Genomic DNA, 22,169 nt, shown 5'->3' with positions numbered 1-22,169 from the left:
TGACAAGCGGCTTGAAATAATAATGAAAGGCGCTGAAAGCCAGCGCCTTTCACCAAACTTAAACAATAAACGGATCTACGATAGCCAGCACCTGTGCACTGGTTAAAGGCTCGTCAAATGCCTCCGTAGCTGCATTTACACTGATAGCCTGACCATTAATGTTAACGATATTGATCGTTGCCTGGGTGGTCACTTCCTCCCCATCATAACTGGCCTGCACCAGCGCTCCGATACCACCCGTATCTTTACCGGTGATCCAGGGCTTGATGGCAGGATTGCTGAGATTAACCCTTCTCATGCTACGGATATGTGAGGCATGCCTTGCTTCCACGGAGTGAATATTCAGTGCAGCCGTTAATACATCATTGTTGGACATCAGGTTTGCCGCCTGGCCTTTATACGCTCTTACACCGGTATCTTCAAAGGTCTGCGCCACAGCGAGGAATAACGCGTAATCCGTAAACACCGTTTTTAAAGGGCCGTTACCACTACCGTTACCAGCGGAGAAATCAAAAACAGGTTTAGCTTCCGGAGTACCTGCCAGCGCTACGATCGTATCTTTCAGTAATTTCACATGTGCATTCTCATGGTCACGGATAGTGGTGATAGCCCCCATGGGAGCGCCTGCCGGCACCAGTGCTGGTGCTGCTGCGCCCATGGTATAGAACTCTGCTTCCAGGTATTCCAGCTTCAATGCAAACTGCAATACACCCAGTATAGTGGTTGTAGATTGACCATATGCTTTTTTAAACATGCCGCCCAATGCAAGCGGAAGTGCTGCCAGTGCAAGCTTGCCACTCATCTTCGCAAAACTTTTCATCACTCCTCTCCTCGAATCCAGTCGCTCATACACTTCGGGATCTGCCTTTTCCAATTCAGTTATAATGTGATGGATATTCATGATGGTAGATTTTTAATTATGAAGTAGGAAGATTACTGCCGTTCAATTTTGATTTAAGGAAGCCCGATGCTGCGGCCAGCACGGTTGCCGGCGTATTTGCTTTATCAAGTCCGTTCGCATCTATCACGGTATTATCCGCAAAAGATCCGTTGCTGATGAGGTCCCTGATCAAAGCAGCATGGCGCGCTTCAACAGATACGATCTTACCTGCCAGGCCTAAATAAACTGGGTCTGTGATCAGTTTTCCAGCACCATTGTAAGCAGAAACACCAAGGTCCTCAAACGTCTTTGCGGTGGCTAACACAGTGTCTCTTTTACTAAAGTCGATAGCCGCGAAATTCACTTCCAGTCCGGGTATAGCTTTAGCGCCTAATGCATTCTTAAAGAACTCCCGGTGTGCGATCTCATGATCTCTGATGTCAGTTAACAGCGAAAGTTCTGTTGCTGTGATACCGGCATATTGACTCATGATCACCTGCGTATAGAAAGCAGCTTCCAGTTGTTCGAGTGCATAAGCATAATTCAGGATACCGATATCTCCACTGCCAAGATTGATACCATCATTGTTGTTACTATCTTTCGAACAACCTGCAATAACCGCTGCTGTGGCTGCCGTACCGGCAAACAGGGTAAGGAATTTTCTGCGCTGCAATCCTTTGGGAGAAAGCATAACATTGTCATCTTGTTCCTTTGGAACAATAATTTGATCAGCCATAAGAATTCGATTTTACGGGTTTAAAAGAAGTGTATTAAAATATGGTTGCATAGTCATGTACGTGAAAGCAGAACGCTTGGTTTTCAACAAGTAAAAATAATTCTACAGCTGTTCATAAAAAAAGGAGGCTGGAAAATATCCAGCCTCCTTACAATCCATAAGCATAAATCAGGGTCTTCCCCACCATAACCGGGTGCCGCCATTATCAGCTCCATTAAGCAATGCAGCTGCTTTTGTAACCTCGTCTTTATTGTTCTTATATTCATCCGGAGGGAATGGCAAACGTTTAATAAAACCGGGAATGCTGCCTCCGCTGTAATTTACCACCACCGGGAATAATTTAGGATAACCTGTTCTCCTGAACTCTGCCCACGCTTCTTCTCCATCAGGATAAAGGCTGATCCATTTCTGCGTAATGATACGTTCCAGTTTTGTTTCAAAATTATCTGCATCCTGCCAGCGGACAGTGATCGTGCTCAGGTAAGATGCATTTGTTGCCACATTGTTCGCTGCATTCACAGGATCTGTATAGCCCACTGGTTTGCTCGCCGCATCATTGATATAACTTGTAGCATCGCCCAGATCATATTGTGCAAAGGACACACGGATACCTTCTTCATATAAAGCTTTCGCATCACCATTCATAGCCCAGCCTCTTGCAGCACCTTCCGCCCGCAGGAAATAAGTCTCCGATGCAGCCAGTACACGAACAGGTGTATTACGCTCTATGTTCAACGCAGAGAACTTTTCATAATCCGGCTTCGCTTTAATATCAATGCCATTGCGTATGCCACGATATCCTCCACCCGGCATCCCGCTTTCACGGAAGTAGGCTTTGAGCCGCGGATCATTATAACCTTTCAGGAAAGACTCCATCGGCGCACCCATGCGGATATCATTATACTCCTGGCTGATCACATACAGTGAATTACTCACGGTAACACCATTGCCAGACCTTACCATCGCACTCTTCTTATTGTCTGTAATTACACCATACTCATTGTTCACCGCTGCTTCCGCCTGTTTCTTTGCCAATACCTCATTCACAAATGAGATGCGCATGGCGAGGCGGAGTTTGAGTGAGTTGGCAAACCGGATCCAATCCCCATACTCACCGCCGTAGAGGAGATCGAAGGGTTTTAGTTGCGCTTTGCCGGCGGGGTTTGTTTTATCAAAAGTGCTGAGGCTTTGAATAGCCTGATCCAGTTCTGCAAAGAAGGCATTATAAATACTTTCCTGGCTGTCATAGGGCGTGGAAAAACCACCCGCGCCAAACTTTGAATAAGGAATAGGGCCGAATACATCTGTAACCCTGTGCATAGAGGCCACTTTAATAATAGTAGCTACCGCAAAAAGGTCCGGACGTGTTTTCTCTCCCCTGTCCTTCACCAGCTTCCATCCACTCATTACATTATCAAAAGCTACTTTAAAAGGCCAGTTATTCCAATCCATCATAAAGTAATTGGAATTATTCTTCCCGTTGTTAAAGGGTGTGGGAATGCCCATGAAGCCGGAGTAGATATCAGCATTCAGATTTTGTTGTAACTGGTACTGCCAGTCGATGGTACTATAAAGACTGGTGAGCATGCCGGGAATAAAAGCGCCCACATACTTGTAATCATATTTTAAGAGCGAATCTGTTAACTCGTTCGGATTAGTATTGAAACGTTCAAAGTTCTTAGTGCAGGATACCGGCAAAATAGCCGCGATGATCAATATCCCTATATATAATTGCTTTTTCATGATCTTTCCTTTTAACTGAATAATTAGAATGAGACTTTCAGATTTACGCCAATGTTCCTTAAGCTGGGCATACCGAAATAATCATAGCCCTGGAACTGGTTGTTGGTAAATGCCGTGATCTCCGGATCATAAGGCGCTTTCTTGTAGATCAGCCAAAGGTTTCGCGCTACAAGGGATAACTGTGCATTTTTTATTTTGTAACCGAGAGATACTTCTCTCAGCCTGATATTTGTGGCACTGTAAGTATATAGCGCCAGTGCGGAAGAAGTAGCTCCGGTAAGATTCTGATAATAACCCTTTGCATCTACCATCGTTCCATTGACCATCACGCCGCCACGATCTCTGGCCTCTGCTGTACGTTGGGATACGCCGAAATTATCCATGATTGCTTCCGTTGAAGAAACTACTTCTCCCCCCAGCCTGGCATCTAAAAGAAAATTAAGGTTGAAACGCTGATACGTAAGACCATTGTTCCAACCCAGCAAGTAACGAGGGTTAGCATTACCTGCTTTAATATAATCACCTACCTCAGGCAGGCCTTTATCATTTAGTACGATCACACCTTTATCATCCTTCTTCACATCCTTCACATAGATATCGCCATAAGAACCGCCTTTCTTTACGATCAGGCGATAACCGGCAAAGTCAGACACAATGAATTCATCCTGTGTTCTGCGCTGCCCGGTAAAAGGATCTGTGTAATCCAGCATCTCCACTACCTTGTTACGGTTCAGTGCAAAGGTGAGAGAAGGGTTCCAGTTCACATTGCCGATCCTCCCATTGTATCCTGCAGTAGCTTCGATCCCTTTGTTCTGTACATTACCCGCATTGATAAAGTAGGCATTATAACCAACAGAGGGCGTTACCTCTACCCTGAAGAACTGGTTCTTTGTATGGGTGTTGTAATAAGTGGCGCTGATGCTGAATTGATCATCAAAGAAACGCAGATCGATCCCTGCTTCGAAAGAACTGGTCCTTTCCGGTTTCATTTCCTGGAAAGGCCTTGCGTGAATAGCTTGTATGGCACCACCATTGGGAATAGGAATGGTGGGCATGGAAATGTAAAGCGGAATGGAGTTAGCCACTTCACTATAGGACGCTCTTACTTTTGCAAAAGTAATGGCTTGCGGTAACTGCGTCATTTCACTGATAATACCCGTGAGCCCTATAGAAGGATAGAAATAAGATCTGCTTTCTGTAAAAGCTAATGCAGAAGACCATTCATTACGCGCAGAAGCCTCCAGGTATAACATCTCCCTGTATCCTAACTGTGCAGTGGCAAATACAGCCTGTGTCTGCATCCGGTCGTTATAATCGTAAGGTGCAAAACGGGTAAAATCCACATTGGCAAAAGTGAACATGTTGGCGAACTGGGACAGGTATCCATTTTTCCATCCGGTTGTATTATCCTGCACATCCTGGATACTTGCACCTGCGTTTACATTCAGAGAAAGATCATTCATCTTCTTATTAAACGTCAGGATCAGATCTGCATAAGATTGCCTGCCAAAAGTTTTGCTGTTATCATACCGTCCGTTCACACCACCAAGGAATGCTACAGTAGAGGCATAATTCTTTGCATCCCATTGGTCATTCACCCTGTCCTGCTTCACCCTGCCCAACAAACTCAAAGATGAGCTGATCGTATATTTCGCAGCCACAGAAGCAATGAAACGATCCCGCTTCATCCTGTTGTTATTCCTGTTCACTACCCAGTAAGGATTCTGCAACATCATACCCAGATCACCATAGGGCCAGTTCTGCACAGCAAAGTTCCGGTTAGGATCATACTTTTCGAAGTTCTTAAAGCTGCCAAAGTCATGCGATCTGGGGAAAAGATAAACACCCACCAATGAGTTGAAATACTGTCCCTGAACGGGTGCATTATCCTGCTGCTGGCTGATGTATTGCACATTAATATCCAGGTTCAGCTTATCATCCAGCAGTGTGCTGGTATTCCTCGCACTGAAATTATAACGATCAAAAGTATTGTGCGGAATGATACCGGTGGCATTCACCGCAGCGGCAGAGAAATAGGTTTGATTACGCTCAGTTCCGGTAGATATATTGATGGCATGTGTATAGCTCTGGCCGGTTTGAAAGAAGTCCTTTGTATCTGCATTGGCAGGTTCTTTTGCACCCCAGCTTTGAAAAGAAGGAGCAGCACCTGCGCCATAGGTATGTTGAAATTCCGGCAGCAATAATGGCCGGCTGAAGTTGGCATTGAAGGAATAATTTACCGCGGTCTTGCCGGCCTTTCCTTTTTTGGTAGTAAGCAGGATCACACCATTGGCAGCCTGGCTGCCGTATAAGGCTGCAGCGGATGCACCTGTTAATGCAGTGATGGTTTCAATATCATCCGGGTTGATGTTTGCAATACCATCGCTGCCACCGGGTACGGAAAAACCATCTGTTACCTTTTGCGTAAAGAGGTCAGGCAAAGGGATACCATCCACTACGTACAGGGCATTGTTATTACCGTAAATAGATTTATTGCCGCGCATTACCACTTTGGTGGCGCCGCCGGGACCGGAGGAACTTGTATTCACCGTCATACCGGCTATTTTACCGGTTAGGCTGTTCACCAGGCTGGGATCTTTCACGTTATTGATCTCGCTGCCGGAGATAGTCTGCACATTATACGTAACAGACTTGGCTGTTTTCCTGATACCAAGCGCCGTTACCACGATCAGTTCTTTCAGGTTGTTAATGCTAATTTTCAGGAGGATCTGTACGGTGACCAACTGATCGGCCACCGTAACAGGTTCTTCCCGGGGATCATAACCAATAGACGAAATAGCCAGCGTGTACTTGCCGGGGGGAACGTTAGGCAGGGAGAATTTTCCCTGCACATCTGTCAATGTTCCCCGCTTTAACTCCTTCAGGTAAACCGTAGCGCCTATAACCGGCAAACCTTTTTCATCAGCTACTGTGCCGCTCACTATCTGTGGCGGCTGAACGGGATTAGCTGGCAATGCTTTTGTTCTGATCACGATCATTTTCTCCATGATCACATAGGACAGGGAAAGGCCTTCCAGGCACTTATCCAGCACTTCCTCCAGGGAAGCATCTTTCACATCAATGTTAATGTTCCCGGCACTCCTGATCAGCTTGCTATCATATAAAATAGAAAGACCGCTCTTTGCCTGTATGTCTGAAAAGATCTTACCCAGCGGCGCATTCTTGCGGGAAAGCGTGATCTTCTGGGCAAAACCTGCTGCGCTTACGTGAAGCGCTGCAATGAGCATTAAAACAGCTGTTAATTTCATAACGAGCAATAATTTTACAGGCAAATGCCAACAACGCGGAATGGCTTTGCCATACGCAAGTAGTTTCATACTTTTGTACAGTTTAGGTGGTGATCAAATGTGAGTTGTAATTTGCTTTCGAGAGCCTACCTGAACGAATTCACCGGAAGTGTTGCTGCACTTCCGGTTTCATTTTAAGCAGCCTGATTTTGGTTCGTCAAATTCATCAAGGTGTTACTATCAGTATATTTCCTGTTTTTTTAAAATTCACGCCATTGATCTGAAGGGCTTTCAACACATCCTGCAAATTCACGTCCCGCGAGATCTTACCGGCAAACTCACGTTCCGGTATGGCGCCTTCAAACTTCACTTCCAGGTTGTACCATCGGGAGATCTGGCGCATCAGTTCAGGTAATCCTATCCCGTCAAACTGAAAGAAACCGTTCTTCCAGGCAATGGCCAACTCTGTATCTGCATTTAATAACCTGGTCATTCCTCCTTTATTCACCATTACTGCCTGCTGGCCGGGTTTCAGTATCATGGCTTCTGTGCCTTTATGTACTTTAACGGCGCCCTGCAGCAAGGTTGTTCTGGCAGTGCTTTCATCTGTATATGCGTTCACATTAAAACTGGTACCCAATACTTCTATCACACCCTCTCTGATCTTTACACGAAAAGGTTTTGCTGCATTCGCAGCCACTTCAAAATATCCTTCTCCTTCCAGTTCCACCACCCTTTCATTTCCTGCAAAATAGCTGGGAAAACGCAGGGAGGAAGCGGCATTCAGCCAGGCTTTTGTGCCGTCCGGTAATTCAATCTGGTATTGCCCGCCATTGGGTGTGGAGATCGTATTGAACATAGGGGCTGCCTGTTCATCCCCTGCATCGTATGACAGCTGGCCATTGGAGAGTTTGATAATGCGGGTATTACCCTGGCGGGTTAATTCTCCTTCCGTAACACTGTCCAGTTCTATCACCGTGCCATCTCCCAGCTTCAGCGTGGCCCTGTTTCCACCCGGGCGGCCATCAGGTTGCTTTAGCACTGCTAAGGGTACAGATTGCGGGTTAGAATGATTAAAATAGAAAACGCCCGCTATTACGGCCAGCACAATAACGGCAGCTGCTGCTACCATACGGCTGAGCGTGAAGATCTTGGCTTTCCGGGAACGTGCATCCAGCTGCTGCTCCATCTGATGGATAAATGAAGGAGATGGCATATGGTACGCCTTAAAGGAAGCCGGAATATGGGGGGACTCATCCAGCAAGGCCTGGAATTCATCAGGGCTCACCTCGTCCATCCAGCTTTGGAAGCGCTTTTCTTCCTCGGCAGACAGCCTTCCGGCGGCATATTTTTCCATTAAGGATATAACTTCTTCCCGATTCATAACATAAAGACTGCTGAACCATAAAAAAGGACACCCTAACAGAAAAAAATAAATCAGAGAAGGAGGAAAATGGCCATCCCGACTGTCCATTCTGCATGCAGGCGCAGATGCTCCTTGATGGTACGCACAGCGGCATAGAGATGTTTCTTAACGGCAGAACGGGATATTTTCAGTTCGGAAGCAATTTCATCGAGCGACATGTCTTCCTCTACGCTCATCAGGAAAACGGTGCGTTTGCGTTCCGGCAAATGGGTGATGGCTTCCATGGCCACCCGGTGGTATTCCTTATATGTAACCTCATCCGTGGCGTCACTAACAGTCTGTACCTGTTGTGGCATCAGGCGATGGATCATCTTGTTCTTCTTAGCCAGGTCAAATAATTTGTTCTTCGCCATCCGGAAGAGGTAATCCTCAAAAGAGCGGATCCGGAGCAGGGATTCCTTTTTATCCCAGATCTTCAGGAACACCTCCTGCAATATTTCTTCTGTATCCTCCCGGGATTGGTTAATGAAAAAAACGAAGCGGTAAAGACGGGGGAAATAATGAGTATAAAGGGTGGTAAATGCAATCCTGTCGCCTGCTGAAGCCTTTTTCAGAAGGGAACTTTCATTAATGTGCTCACTGTTTGCGGGAACGGACAACATGGAATTAAAATAACTTGATTGCAAAATGAAGTTAATAATAATTTCATACTAAGCATAAAAAGTTCTGCACTACCCCATCGTTAACATCATATCCCTGATCAGGGCGATCAGGGCGGAAGGATATACACCCAGCCAGATCAGCAATCCCATTAAAGCGCTTAAAGCAAATACGCCAAAGAAGGGCAAAGCCTGCCGGGTGAGTATGGGTGCTTTATCTGTAAGCGGCTGAAACATCACGGCAATAATGCGGATATAATAGAATAATCCGATCACACTATTCACCACCAACAATACCAGCAGCAACCATAAACCGGCATCCACCCCCGCGGCAATGATATAGAACTTCCCGATAAAACCGGCCGTGAGCGGGATACCCGCAAGAGATAACAACATCCCCGTAAAAACAGTGGCCAACCAGGGATGGCGCCAGAAGAGGCCGGAGAAATCCTCCAGCAGTTCGGCATCCCTTACTTTATCAGATAAGATGGCCAATACCCCAAACGCACCAATGCTGGTGATCACATATGCCACGAGATAAAAGATCACCGCCTCCTGTCCTGCCAGTTGCCCGGCCAGGAAAGCGATCAGGATATAGCCCATGTGTGCGATAGAAGAATAAGCGAGTAACCGTTTTACATTTTGCTGCAACAGTGCCAGCCAGTTACCTACAAACATGCTGGCCATGGCAATAATAGCAAACACCCACCAGAGGATGGTGTATTCGTATCCATCAATGTCCCGGTAAAAACGCATGAGCAAAACGAGCATGCTGCCTTTGGATACGGTAGCAATGTAAGCGGCAACAGGCAATGGCGCGCCTTCATAGATATCCGGCGTCCACATGTGAAAAGGAACAATGCCCAGTTTAAAACCAACGCCTATCATCATCAGGCCAAAACCAGCCACTACAGTTACCGGTACGGTACCTATACTTTTAAGATAACGGCCAATACCTTCAAACTCCATCGTGCCTGTGAAGGCATATACCAATGCCATCCCGAATAATAGGAAAGCAGAGGATAAAGCTGCTAAAAGTAAATATTTGATCCCTGCTTCATCAGAACGTTCCCGTGCCCGCAAATAGGCTATAAGGCCATACAAACTGATGCTCATGGTTTCGAGCCCAAGAAATAAAGAAATGAAATGCTGGCTGATCACTAACACCATCCCTCCTACTGTAGCCAGTAATAACAGGATATAGTATTCTTCTTTCCGCTCTTCTCTCTGTTCAAAATATTTGAAGGAAAGGAATAACACACTCAAACCCGCCACCAGGATCAGGCCTGTATTGAACATAGCAAATGCATCTATTACAAATAAAGGTGCGATTACATAAGGAACCGCATAGGGTTGTACAAACAGCGATAGGATGGCTACCATAAATGCCAACACAGAAAAAGCATGCATGATGCGGTGGTTCCTTTTAATGGCTACCAGCAACATGGCTATCACAGCTGACCCACTGATGATCACCAAAGGCATTAAACTTAAAAGATCTGTTGTTGACATACCTGTTCTTATTTAGTTGGATGGATAGCAATGGGTACTGGTTGTACAGGTGGTGCCTGCACAATGGCCGGGATCGTTGGTTTCACGGCATTGATCACTGGTTGCGGATATACACCCAGCCAGATGATAGCGATCACTAAAGGCGCCATCATCAGACCTTCACGAATAGACAGATCAGGCAGTTTGTACTCTCTATGCGAAACGCCAAAGAAGATCTTCTGCATGATCCGTAATGAATAAATAGTAGCCACTACCAAACCGATCGTAGCGGCAATAGTGATGACAGGTTGCGCCTGCCAGCTTCCCACCAGGATCAGGAACTCTGCAATGAAATTCCCCAGCCCCGGCAACCCCAGAGATGCCATCACAAATACCATGGACACAACGCCCATCCGGGGCAATGCAGGCCATAACCCGCCCATTTTCCCCAGTTCCCGCGTATGCAATCTTTCATATAAAGAACCGGCGATCATAAACAATGCACCAGTACTGATACCATGTGTGATCATCTGCATCACCACGCCCTGCCAGGCCAATGCATTAAATGCAAATGCACCCAGCAATACAAAACCCATATGGCTCACGCTGGTATAAGCAACCAGCCGTTTGAAATCTGTTTGTGCATAAGCCAGTTTACCGCCATAGAGGATACCAACTGCTCCCAGCAACATGATCCATGGTGCAAAGAAGTGACTTGCTTCCGGGAACAAAGGGATTACAAAACGAAGAATGCCATAAGCCCCGGTTTTCAACAGCAGGCCTGCTAAGATCACAGAACCAGCGGTAGGCGCTTCTGTATGCGCATCAGGCAGCCAGGTATGAAAAGGAATAGCCGGTAACTTCACAATAAAGGCAATGAGGAAACCCAACATCAGCCAGCGGCCAACGTTTTGTTCCAGCGGTGTATCCAGCAATTCAAAATAAGAGAAAGTGAATACGCCAGTGCTATGCGCATGCACAAAGTATAATCCCAGGATGGCGAGTAACATCAGCAAACCACCCGCCTGTGTGAAGATGAAGAATTTAAACGCAGCATAGGTACGGTTAGCATGGCCCCAGATACCGATCAGGAAATACATAGGGATCAGCATCACTTCCCAGAAGAAATAGAACAGGAAAAGGTCCATGGTGAGGAATACACCGGTAATACCGCCCAGTACAAATAAGAGGTTGAAATGAAAGAAGCCGGTGCGTTCTTTGATCTCATTCCATGAAACCAAAACAGATAAAGTGCCGAGGAAAAAAGTAAGCACCAACATCAGCAGGCTTAAACCATCCATGGCCAATGAAAAACTGATACCGAAACGGGGCATCCAGGGACGTTGAAAAGTATCTATCCACTGGTCACTGCTCCAGCGGGCCGCATCATCCAGCTGCCACCACAAACTTGCTGCCAGTACCAGTTCAAAGAGCATGACGAGTAACGCTATCCAACGGGGTAACTCTTTGTTCCATGCAGCGGTTATCCAGGCCAGGAGCCCACCGGCAATCGGAATCAGTATGAAAAGAAAAAGGGTCATGCGTTATCGTATTTATAGTTCAGACTGCGTATTGTCTCCATATGATCACACTCAGTATCACCACTGCCCCCATTACAATGCCCATGATATACCAGCGCAGGATGCCGCTTTGCGTGGCAGACATCATGCGGTGTAATGAGCGGGTAAGCGTTGCCAATCCGGTATAAAGCCTGTCGATGATATCATGGCGGTTAATGCGTGCGAGATATACAAATGGTTTTACAAAGATCCAGTTATAGGCAGCGTCAAATCCCCAGCCGCTCTTCCAGTATTGTTTCAATCCATCCACCACCGGTATGCTTAAAAAGCGCCACATTAAGTAAATACCTAAGAAAGATAATAAAGCAGCAATGCCCTGGGAAGTCCATTCCATCGCTGCGCTGCCATGATGAGCCTCAACAGCCGGCAATACAGGTGCGAGGAAATCGCTTAATAATGTAAGATGCCCCAATGTATGTGGCAGCTCTATAAAACCAGCAATGGTAGATAAGACCGCCAGAATATAGAGTGGGATCATCATGCTATTGCCGGGCTTGTGATGCACATGTGTTTTCTCGGTTCCATAGAACACAAGAAAGACCATCCGGAAAGTATACATCGCTGTCATAAAAGCACCCAGAAGGGCAGCGAGCCAATAAGCGATATGGCCTTGTGCAGATGTCCAGGCCAGCCATACGATCTGGTCTTTACTATAGAAGCCAGCGGTAACAAATGGCAGTGCTGCCAGTGAAGCAGAGCCGATCAGGAATACGATGAACACTCCCCGCAATTTCGTTCGCAGCCCTCCCATCTTAAACATATCCTGCTCATGATGCAGCGCCACAATAATAGCACCTGCACTCATAAAGAGCAATGCTTTGAAGAAGGCATGCGTGATGAAATGAAAAATAGCGGCAGACCATGCGCCTACTCCTAATGCCAGGAACATATATCCTATCTGGCTGATCGTAGAATAAGCCAGTACGCGTTTAATATCTGTTTGCACAAATGCACTGCATCCTGCAATCAATAAAGTGACCGCGCCTACAATCGCTACAGTAGCCTGTGCTGCAGGAGACAGCGTGAACAATATATTGGTGCGTGCTATCAGGTAAACGCCAGCGGTTACCATGGTAGCAGCATGGATCAATGCACTCACCGGTGTTGGGCCTGCCATGGCATCCGGCAACCATGTTTGTAAAGGCAGTTGTGCGGATTTACCTACTGCACCACCGAGTAATAAAAATGCAATGGTTACTACAGTGGTATCTCCGGTTGTCCAGAGTACAGGGGCTTTGGCTAATACGGTGCTGAGCTGCAAACTGCCGGTATGTTGTACCAGCATAAATAAAGCAATGGCCATCGCCGTATCTCCTACTCTTGTTACAATAAAGGCTTTCCGGGCAGCGGCGCCGTTGGCAGGGTCTTTATACCAGAAACCAATTAAGAGGTAACTGCAAAGGCCCACACCTTCCCAGCCGAAATACATCAGTAATAAATTATCTGCCAGCACCAGCATGAGCATGGCACCAACAAAGAGGTTCATACAGGCAAAGAAGCGGGAGAAATCCGGATCGTCTGCCATGTAACCGGTAGAATATACATGAATAAGGAAACCAACAAAGGTGATCACAAAAGTGAAAGCAAGGGATAACGGATCAAGGTTCAGGGTAATGCCAGCATTAAAATCTCCTATCTGCATCCAGTTCCATAAAGGCAGTACAAAACTCTGCACGTTCCCGGAAATGAACTGCGCGCCGGCTATACCCGTGATCAACGCAGCAATACCTATACTGCCGCATCCGATCAGCGATACGCCCATTTTACCGATCCTTCCTGAAAAGAGGATCAGGATCAATGCACCCAGGAAAGGGAGCGCCGGTATGAGGTAGATCCATTGCATAAAATACTTTTATATTGATTATCCTCTCATTTTACTGGCTTCATCACTATCCAATGTTTTTAACTGGTGATATAACTGTAAGATCAGGGCCAGGCCCACAGACACTTCTGCTGCCGCCATGGCCAGGATGAACATGAACATGATCTGCCCGTCGGGCTGCCCCCATCTTGCAGCAGCTACCACAAAGGCCAGCCCTGCTGCGTTGAGCATGATCTCTACAGAGATCAGCATAAAGATGATATTACGCCGGATCAGCATACTGATAAGACCCAGTACGAATAAAACGCCTGCAAGGATCAACCCTGCTGTAGTGGAGGTTATCATGAGCTTGTTCTTTCAAGGAATCTATGTGTGATCTTCTTTCTTTGCCGGCCTAAATGATAGGCCCCTACGATCCCGGCCATTAACAACATGCCCGCCAACTCCACCGCCAGAATGTAGGGACCGAACAAACTTTTGCCCACTGCTTTTGGGTCTACCAATACGATATCATCAGCCGGTGAGGATTGCTGTACGATCAGGTATCCCAGTTCTGCCAGTAATACCAGGCAAAGAATGGTAGGCCCTATCCAGATCCGCGGTTTTAACCATAATTGTTCATCCCCTGCCGTTTGCGGCCCCAGGTTGAGCATCATCACAAAAAAGATGATGAGCACCATGATAGCACCTGCATAAACGATCACTTCCAGCGCAGCCATAAAAGGAGCGCCATACAAATAGAATATCACAGCCACACTTAAAAAAGATACCACGAGATATAACAATGCATGCATGATGTTATACCGCGTGATCACCATCAGTGTGGACAACACGGCTATTGCGCCTGCGATATAAAATGCAACTCCCATGTAATACGTTTTAGGGTAATAAGCTTTTAACATCTACCGGTGGTTCTTCTTTTTTCGCTTCTCCCTTATCTTTTCCACCAATAGCCATGCCCGCTACTTTATAATAATTATAACCGGGATATTTACCCTGGCTGTTGATGAGCAGGTCTTCCTTTTCATATACCAGGTTCTGCCGGTTGTATTCTGCCATTTCAAAATCAGGCAACAGCTGAATAGCATACGTAGGACAAGCCTCTTCGCAAAAGCCACAGAAAATGCAGCGGGAGAAATTAATGCGGAAGAAAGCAGGATACCTTCTGCCATCCGGATCTTCTGTAGCCTGCAACGTGATGCAATCCACCGGGCAGGCTGCTGCGCAGAGGTAACAACCCACACAGCGCTCTCCCCCATCCGGGTCACGGGTTAGGGCTATACGGCCCCGGTAGCGTGCCGATAATGGCGCTTTCTCTTCCGGGTATTGATAGGTTTCCCTTTTATGGAACATATGTAGAAAAACCAGCCACATACTTCTGATCAGACTGAACATGGTAATTAATTTAAGCTTCCTTCATAATGAGTATTATCGCTGCTGTTACCAGCAGGTTGAGGAGCGATAATGGAAATAATACTTTCCATCCGTACTCCATTAACTGGTCATACCGCGGGCGTGGCATTGAAGCACGCATCAGGATGAACAGGGATATAAAAACAAATGTTTTCAGGATAAACCACACTACACCCGGCAGGAAAGCAGGCCCCATCCAGCCACCGAAATACAGGGCTACGATCATGGAAGAAACGAGTGTTACACCCAGGTATTCTCCGATGAAGAACATGCCGAACTTCATACCGGAATACTCCGCATGAAACCCTGCCACCAGCTCACTTTCCGCTTCCGGTATATCAAAAGGCAGGCGATGTGTTTCTGCCACACCTGCAATTAAAAAGATCACAAAACCCAGGAACTGCGGAACGATGTTCCACATGCTTTTTTGTGCTTCCACGATCTCGCGTATGTTAAAACTGCCACTCAGCAATACCACGCCCATCAGGGCCAGGCCCATGAACACTTCATAACTGATCATTTGTGAAGCCCCGCGCATAGCACCCAGGAGTGCGTATTTATTATTAGAGGCCCATCCTCCCAGCACAATGCTGTACACACCAATAGAAGACATAGCGAGGAAGAACAACAAGCCGATATTCCAGTCTGCTACTAATATATTGGGCCCGAAAGGGATCACGGCAAAACTCATCAACACACTGGCCACTACAATAGCCGGTGCAAATACAAACACTACTTTATCTGCAAACGGTGGTATCCAATCCTCTTTAAAGAACAACTTGATCGTATCTGCCAGTACAATGAATAAGCCGAACGGCCCTGCACGATTAGGCCCGTAACGGTCCTGCCACAAAGCCAGCATTCTTCGTTCCAGCCATATCAGGCCTGCAGCGGTATTGAGTAATGTGAACAATACCCCGCCTATGACCCACCAGTAATTGACAGCAGCTGTTTGCATAACTTATACGGTTGATGAATGAATGAAACGGATACATTGCGGCAGGTCTACGATCTCTGCTTTCGGCAGCCCTGCATTAATAGCGGCTATTCCCCGAGGCAACCAGTTATTAGGGGTTGCGTTCATCACATAAGAATGTCCATCTATTTCAAAGTTGAACCAGGCGCCCGGTTCTATATTCCACTCGTGCAGATCTTCCGGGTTCATATAGATGCAGAAGAATTCCGCCGCGCTTTTTGCAATGCCACGTGTGTACATACTTAATTCTTCTGAGCCGAAGATCTGGTAGATAGGCATCAGGTGTACGTGACCGGGAATAGGCATATAAGGTTCCGGCGCTTCTGTAAAGAAATGAATAACGGCATCTTTACGTGGCTCCAGTAATCGTTTTCCGGGATCGCCGCCATGCAGCGCGCCACCTATTTCTGTCTGGAATTTATTGATAGCCTGCACGGAATTCCAGCCGGGGGACCAGAAGAAAGGAATTAACGGTGCTGGGGCTTCTCCCCTGAAACCTTCCATCGTAAAGGAAAGCGGCGTATCGATATCATCCGGTGGTTTAGGCTCACTTACATTTTCATTGGCTGTCATAGCAGTACGGCCACTATAACGATGCGGTTCCCGCGGTATCTTTTGACCTGCCATGCGGAACTCTGCATGCGGGGCCAGCTGCTGCACTAACTCCAGAGAAGGAATAGCGGTACACATGGCCCAGGTAATATCATCCAGGCTCATTAGTCCGTTCAGGCGATGAATGCCTGCCGCTTGTGCTATCTGCAAACACCAGCGCCAGCTTTCCTGTATTTCTCCCTTAGGCACAAATACCTGGAAATAACGTTGTGCACGGCCTTCATTATTTACGATAGTGCCATCTGCTTCCGCAAAGGTGCCCGCAGGCAGGATCACAGTGGCACGTTCTGCTGTTTGATTATACAGATGATCTATGAGGATCACTTCTTTTGCATGGCTGAATAATTCATCGATCACATGTTTATCTGCGCGGCGATAGAGATCATTTTCCAGGATCACGATAGTATCCGCATCCCCGTGCCGTAATACATCCAGTGCGGAATCCAGCCGGTGGCCGCCCAGCATTTCCAATCCCAGACTGTTACATTCAGGAACGGTAAGGCTAAGCATGGGTTGCTTGCCCTGCTTATGTAATGCCCAGCTGATATTGGCTGCTGCTTTCATGAAGGAATCATAACCGCTGCCAAATCCACTGATGATGAGAGGATGTTCTGCTGCCAGTAAAGCTTCTACAATCGTAGCCACCAGCGTTGTCTCCGCATCGCTGAGACCTGTTACAGCAGGTATGCTCGCATCCAGCTGATGACTAATGGCAAAGGCCAGTCGCGCAAGGTTATCCGGTGCGCCACGTTGTATTTGTGTGGCTAATTCATCTAAAGGTGTAGGAAATGTATTCAGAATAAAGAAAGGGCCTTTCTTTTCCTGCACTGCTTCTCTTACTGCAGCATCCTGCCAGGCTGCAATATGTACTTCATTCATGGCATCATGCATAGGCTCCTGCCTTACTGCCTGCCTCACGGCTAATGCCATCATCGGGGCAGTATTGGTCACATCTTCTCCCAATATGAGTACCATATCCGCTTTTTCCATTTCATGCAGCGAAGGGGTGCGTACAGGGCCATCACGCAGTATTTTAAGTGCCAGTGCGGTGTGGTCATGATCAATGTCGGACATGCCCAGGTAAAAATGTTTTTCACCCACCAGTTGCCGCAAAGCGAAATTGGATTCCAGGCTGGCGCGCGGAGAACCAATGCCAATGGCTTTGCCTGAGCGAAGCTTATTAGCTACATGGTTGATGATGTGATCTTTATCCGGCGTGCCGTTATGATGCGGGCGCAGCGCCGGATGCTGGATACGTTGCGAACTGTTCACAAACTCATAACCATAGCGCCCCCTGTCGCACAGGAAATAACCATTCACTTCTCCATTGTACCGATTGGTGATCTGGCGGATAGAACCATAACGTTCTCCCGCACTGATGTTACAACCAATGGAGCAGCCCTGGCAAATAGAAGGCGCATAGGTCATGTCCCATTTCCGGGTATAGTGGGATAAAAGGGTTTTATCCGTAAAAACCCCTGTTGGACAGACTTCTGCAAGGTTGCCACTAAATTCGCTTTCCAGCTTGCCATCTTTCTGACGGCCAAAGAATACTTTATTATTCGCCGCAAATACATTCAGATCTTTTCCGCCGGCATAATCTTTATAGAATCTTACACAACGGTAACATTGAATGCAACGGTTCATTTCATGATTGAGGAAGGGCCCAAGGTCCTGGTTGCGGTGGGTACGTTTTGTAAAGCGGTAATCACGGTAACTGTGTCCCGTCATCACGGTCATATCCTGCAAATGGCAGGCGCCGCCTTCATCACAAACAGCACAGTCGTGCGGATGATTCGTCATCAGCAGCCCGATGATCTGGTTTCTGAATTCCGTGGATTCTATATCGTTCACAGAGATCCGCACATTCTCTTTCACCGGCTCCATGCAGCTCATTACAATACGGCCCTTTTTATCATCCTCATCCTTGTATGTTTTAATAGCACATTGCCTGCATGCGCCTACTGAACCCATAGCGGGATGCCAGCAGAAGTAAGGAAGGTCCAGGCCCAGCTGCAGGCAAGCCTCCAGGAGGTTCTTACTGTTCTTTACATCGAAGGGTTTGTTGTCAATATATATCGTTGCCATAGACTGTTACGGATTAAGCATGATAAGGACATCTCTTTTCCCTGATATGTTGTTCAAAATCGTCTCTGAAATATTTAAGTGCGCTTTGCAATGGTTCCATAGCGCCGGGCGCCAATGCACAGAAGGTGTTGCCCGGGCCCATCATCTTGGCATGTGAGGCCAGCATGGCAAGGTCTTCTTCTCTTCCTTCTCCCTGCTCTATCGCCAGGAGTAGTTTCTCTGTCCATGGGAGGCCTTCCCGGCAGGGCGTACAGAAACCGCAGGACTCCTGTGCAAAGAAGTGTTCCAGGTTATGTACAAAACCAACGGGGCAGGTCCTGTCGTCCAGCACCACCATCGTGCCTGTGCCTAAACGGCTGCCTGCGGCGGCTACGCCGGCAAAGTCCATTTTGATATCCATGTGTTCTTCCACCAGGAAATCTGTAGATGCACCGCCGGGTAATACACCACGGAACTTATAACCATCCTGCATACCGCCGGCATGTTCTTCAATTAATTCCCGCATCGTAACACCCATGGGTAATTCCCAGGCGCCTGGTTTCTTTACACGGCCGCTTACGCCATAGATCTTTGTACCACCATCATTTGTATGGCTCAATGATTGAAACCATGCAGCGCCATTATTAATGATGTGCGGGATATAACAAAGTGTTTCCACATTATTCACGATAGTTGGTTTGCCAAACAAACCGCTGACCTGCGGAAAGGGAGGTTTGGCGCGGGGTGTGGCTCTCTTTCCTTCCAATGAATTCAACAACGCTGTTTCTTCACCACACATATATCTGCCTACGCCGGTATGCAAATGCATGTCCAGCGAAAAATCTGTACCCAGGATGTTCTTACCGAGATAACCGGCAGCATATGCTTCCTTAATCGCTTTATGGATCTCTACTGCCGCTACTTTATAGGCCCATCGAAGGAATACAAAAGACTCTGTAGCCTGGATAGCATAAGCAGATACGATCATGCCTTCTATCAGCTGATGCGGATTACCTTCCAGCAGCCAGCGGTCTTTGAAGGTGCCGGGTTCCATTTCATCTGCATTGGCCACGAGGTATTTGGGGCCGCTCACATTCATGGGAACAAAACTCCACTTCATACCGGTACTGAATCCTGCGCCTCCCCTTCCCTTCATGTTCGATTCTTTCAGGAGTGCAGTGATATCCCCCGGTGCCATGTCTTTCAGCGCTTTTCGTACAGACTGATAACCACCCACGGCTTCGTATGCACGAAGATCGAGCGGAGGAAAGGTGATATGTTGTGTTAAAGGGCGTTCCATATCAGGTATATTTTGCCAGGATGTTTTCCAGTTCTTCCTTTCTCAGATCACGGTACAGATCATGGTCTACCATCAGCGCAGGCGCATGATCACAGGTACCGAGGCAAGGATTGGGAAGTAATGTAAAACGACCGTCCAGTGTAGTTTGACCGTATTGAATTCCGAGTAATTGTACTATCTGCTGATGCAGTTCTTTGTAGCCCATCACATAACAACTGATGCTGTCGCACAGCAGGATGATGTGGCGGCCAACGGGTTGGCGAAAGATCAGGTTATAGAACGTTGCAATGCTGTCCACTTCTTCGGTGCTCATTTCCAGGATATCTGCCACATCCTGGATACCTTCATCAGATACCCATCTGCGATGATCCTGTACAATCTTCAATGCTTCAATGCAGGCAGCCTTTTTTACCGGCACCTGCCGGATCTCCTTTTCGATCTGTTCCTTTTCAGAAGTGGTTAGCATACTGTGTAATAGTTTTTAACGATCAATATCAGCCAGCACATAATCCATCGCGCCCAGGATAGATAACATATCCGCTACCGTATATCCGCGACTGATATAAGGCAGCATTTGCATGTGCGCGAACGAAGGCGTGCGCACTCTCACACGATAAGGCGATGTATTGCCGTCACTGGTGAGGTAATAACTGTTCCAGCCTTTCGTGGCTTCCGTTACTATCATCGCCTCTCCTGGCGGGATCACAGGTCCCCAGCTCACGTTCAGGAAGTGATGGATGAGGGTTTCAATATCCTGCATCGTGAACTGTTTGATAGGAGGCGTAGTTAAAGGATGATCTGATTTATAAGGCCCGGCAGGCATGTTCTCCAGGCATTGTTCTATGATGCGCAGGCTTTGCCACATTTCATCCACACGTACCTGTGCACGATCATAACAATCTCCGTTCTGCCCTGTTGGAATATCAAAATCATATTTTTCATACCCACTGTAAGGGCGTTTCTTGCGCATGTCCCATTCCATACCACAGGCACGCAGGTTAGGACCTGTGGCGCCCCAGTCGATGGCTTCTTCCAGTGTGAACACACCAATGCCTACAGTGCGTGCTTTGAAAAGCGCATTGCGCATCACCATCTTATCGTACTCTTTTAATTTCTTTGGAAAGTATTTAACGAAATCACGCACGAGGGTATCCCATCCATTGGGCAGGTCCTGCGCCACGCCGCCAATGCGGAACCAGTTGGGATGCATGCGCCCGCCGCAGATGGCTTCTATTATCTCAAAGATCCTTTCCCTGTCCGTGAACATATAGAACACGGGAGACAGCTGTCCCACATCCTGCGCAAAGGTGCCGTACCATACGAGGTGGCTGGCAATGCGGAAGAGTTCGCAGAGCATTACGCGGATCACTTCTGCGCGTTCAGGGATCTGGATACCTGCCAGTTTCTCTACTGAAAGCAGGTAGGCGAGATTATTATTTACGCCGCCCAGGTAATCTATCCTGTCTGTATAAGGAATGTAAGTATGCCAGGATTGCCGCTCTCCCATTTTCTCTGCGCCGCGGTGATGGAAGCCGATGTCCGGTACCGCATCCACAATATCTTCTCCATCCAGTTGCAGGATGATGCGCAGTACGCCATGCGTACCGGGGTGTTGCGGACCAATGTTGAGGAACATGAAATCAGAATCTTCGCTTTGGCGTTTTAAGCCCCACTCTTCCGGGTTAAACTGCAGGGCTGCCTGCTCCCTATCCTCTTTCTCATCAAAGAGGCGGAACGGGCCCATTTCCGTGGCGCGGGCTGGATGCTCCTTCCGGAGCGGATGCCCTTCCCAGGTCACTGGCATGAGGATGCGTTTCAGCAGCGGGTGCCCTTCAAACACGATACCGAACATATCATACACTTCCCTTTCATACCAGTTGGCACAGGGCCAGAGATCGCTGCAGGTGGGGTGTTTAGGGTATTCACCATGCAGTGCAACTTTTAAACGGACAAAAGCATTACGTTCAAAAGAGAAGAGATGATATACGAGGGTAAAGTCTCCGGTGCCGTTGTATTTCCTTTTAATGGCGCGCTCATCTATAGCAGTAAGGTCGTAGAACATGCGGTAGGGTTGCTCCACATGTGTGCGGAGGTATTCCAGGACAGCAATGATCTTCCCTTGTGGCGTCCAGATCGTGGGCGTCTCATCCCGGGTGAGTTGTTCGTGGAAAATATTCTCACCGAACCGGGAGCAGAGGGTATTAAAGATGCTCGGGGGCATGATTACGTTTTTAGTAAAATCAATGCGCCATGCTATTTAGCTTAACCAAGCTTGG

General features: G+C 47.4%; 17 protein-coding genes. All 17 read right to left on the bottom strand.

The features are described 5' to 3' along the window. Positions 1-58: 58 nt before the first annotated feature. The 17 genes from GFS24_RS02635 to nuoC all read right to left on the bottom strand — a co-directional run bounded on the left by GFS24_RS02635 (position 59) and on the right by nuoC (position 22,114). Positions 59-901: a ferritin-like domain-containing protein gene (locus GFS24_RS02635; RefSeq protein ID WP_153658021.1), complete on the bottom strand. Its 843-nt coding sequence runs from the start codon at positions 899-901 to the stop codon at positions 59-61. 16 nt (positions 902-917) lie between these two features. Beyond that, complete coding sequence (locus GFS24_RS02630; protein WP_153658020.1) at positions 918-1,616, bottom strand: ferritin-like domain-containing protein; 699 nt, start codon at positions 1,614-1,616, stop codon at positions 918-920. Positions 1,617-1,784: 168 nt separating this feature from the next. Next, positions 1,785-3,359: a RagB/SusD family nutrient uptake outer membrane protein gene (locus tag GFS24_RS02625; protein WP_153658019.1), complete on the bottom strand. Its 1,575-nt coding sequence runs from the start codon at positions 3,357-3,359 to the stop codon at positions 1,785-1,787. Positions 3,360-3,382: 23 nt separating this feature from the next. Next, positions 3,383-6,697, bottom strand: a complete 3,315-nt coding sequence (locus tag GFS24_RS02620) for a SusC/RagA family TonB-linked outer membrane protein (protein ID WP_153658018.1) — start codon at positions 6,695-6,697, stop codon at positions 3,383-3,385. 136 nt (positions 6,698-6,833) lie between these two features. Beyond that, the gene (locus tag GFS24_RS02615) at positions 6,834-7,991 is read right to left on the bottom strand and encodes a FecR family protein (protein ID WP_173002948.1); all 1,158 of its coding nucleotides are present in this window, start codon (positions 7,989-7,991) and stop codon (positions 6,834-6,836) included. A 53-nt stretch (positions 7,992-8,044) separates the two neighbouring features. Beyond that, positions 8,045-8,635 carry an RNA polymerase sigma factor gene (locus GFS24_RS02610; RefSeq protein WP_153658016.1) on the bottom strand — a complete coding sequence of 197 codons (591 nt, stop codon included), beginning with the start codon at positions 8,633-8,635 and terminating at the stop codon, positions 8,045-8,047. Positions 8,636-8,704: 69 nt separating this feature from the next. Next, positions 8,705-10,144 (bottom strand): NADH-quinone oxidoreductase subunit N, encoded by a 1,440-nt coding sequence (locus GFS24_RS02605; RefSeq protein ID WP_153658015.1) that lies wholly within the window; start codon positions 10,142-10,144, stop codon positions 8,705-8,707. 8 nt (positions 10,145-10,152) lie between these two features. After that, on the bottom strand, positions 10,153-11,664 hold the full coding sequence (gene nuoM, locus GFS24_RS02600) for an NADH-quinone oxidoreductase subunit M (RefSeq protein WP_153658014.1): 1,512 nt from the start codon (positions 11,662-11,664) through the stop codon (positions 10,153-10,155). A 19-nt stretch (positions 11,665-11,683) separates the two neighbouring features. Beyond that, entirely contained in the window at positions 11,684-13,546 is a 1,863-nt protein-coding gene (nuoL, locus tag GFS24_RS02595; RefSeq protein ID WP_153658013.1) for an NADH-quinone oxidoreductase subunit L, read from the bottom strand. A gap of 18 nt (positions 13,547-13,564) precedes the next feature. Then, a complete protein-coding gene (gene nuoK / locus GFS24_RS02590; RefSeq protein WP_153658012.1) occupies positions 13,565-13,870 on the bottom strand; it encodes an NADH-quinone oxidoreductase subunit NuoK in 306 nt (101 codons plus the stop codon). Beyond that, complete coding sequence (nuoJ, locus tag GFS24_RS02585) at positions 13,867-14,394, bottom strand: NADH-quinone oxidoreductase subunit J (protein ID WP_153658011.1); 528 nt, start codon at positions 14,392-14,394, stop codon at positions 13,867-13,869. The genes nuoK and nuoJ overlap by 4 nt, the downstream gene beginning before the upstream one ends. Positions 14,395-14,404: 10 nt before the next feature. Further along, positions 14,405-14,920 carry an NADH-quinone oxidoreductase subunit NuoI gene (gene nuoI / locus GFS24_RS02580; RefSeq protein WP_153658010.1) on the bottom strand — a complete coding sequence of 172 codons (516 nt, stop codon included), beginning with the start codon at positions 14,918-14,920 and terminating at the stop codon, positions 14,405-14,407. Positions 14,921-14,930: 10 nt separating this feature from the next. Beyond that, entirely contained in the window at positions 14,931-15,896 is a 966-nt protein-coding gene (nuoH, locus tag GFS24_RS02575; protein WP_153658009.1) for an NADH-quinone oxidoreductase subunit NuoH, read from the bottom strand. A gap of 3 nt (positions 15,897-15,899) precedes the next feature. Beyond that, complete coding sequence (gene nuoG / locus GFS24_RS02570) at positions 15,900-18,614, bottom strand: NADH-quinone oxidoreductase subunit NuoG (protein WP_153658008.1); 2,715 nt, start codon at positions 18,612-18,614, stop codon at positions 15,900-15,902. A 13-nt stretch (positions 18,615-18,627) separates the two neighbouring features. Then, positions 18,628-19,893, bottom strand: coding sequence for an NADH-quinone oxidoreductase subunit NuoF (gene nuoF / locus GFS24_RS02565; protein ID WP_153658007.1), 1,266 nt, complete (start codon positions 19,891-19,893; stop codon positions 18,628-18,630). Position 19,894: 1 nt separating this feature from the next. Further along, positions 19,895-20,359, bottom strand: a complete 465-nt coding sequence (gene nuoE, locus GFS24_RS02560) for an NADH-quinone oxidoreductase subunit NuoE (protein ID WP_153658006.1) — start codon at positions 20,357-20,359, stop codon at positions 19,895-19,897. Positions 20,360-20,374: 15 nt separating this feature from the next. Then, positions 20,375-22,114, bottom strand: coding sequence for an NADH-quinone oxidoreductase subunit C/D (gene nuoC, locus GFS24_RS02555; protein WP_153658005.1), 1,740 nt, complete (start codon positions 22,112-22,114; stop codon positions 20,375-20,377). Between the last annotated feature and the right edge of the window lie 55 nt (positions 22,115-22,169).

This window comes from Chitinophaga sp. SYP-B3965 (genome assembly GCF_009647655.1).
Lineage (GTDB): Bacteria > Bacteroidota > Bacteroidia > Chitinophagales > Chitinophagaceae > Chitinophaga.
This window is presented reverse-complemented; position numbering and strand designations above follow the sequence as displayed.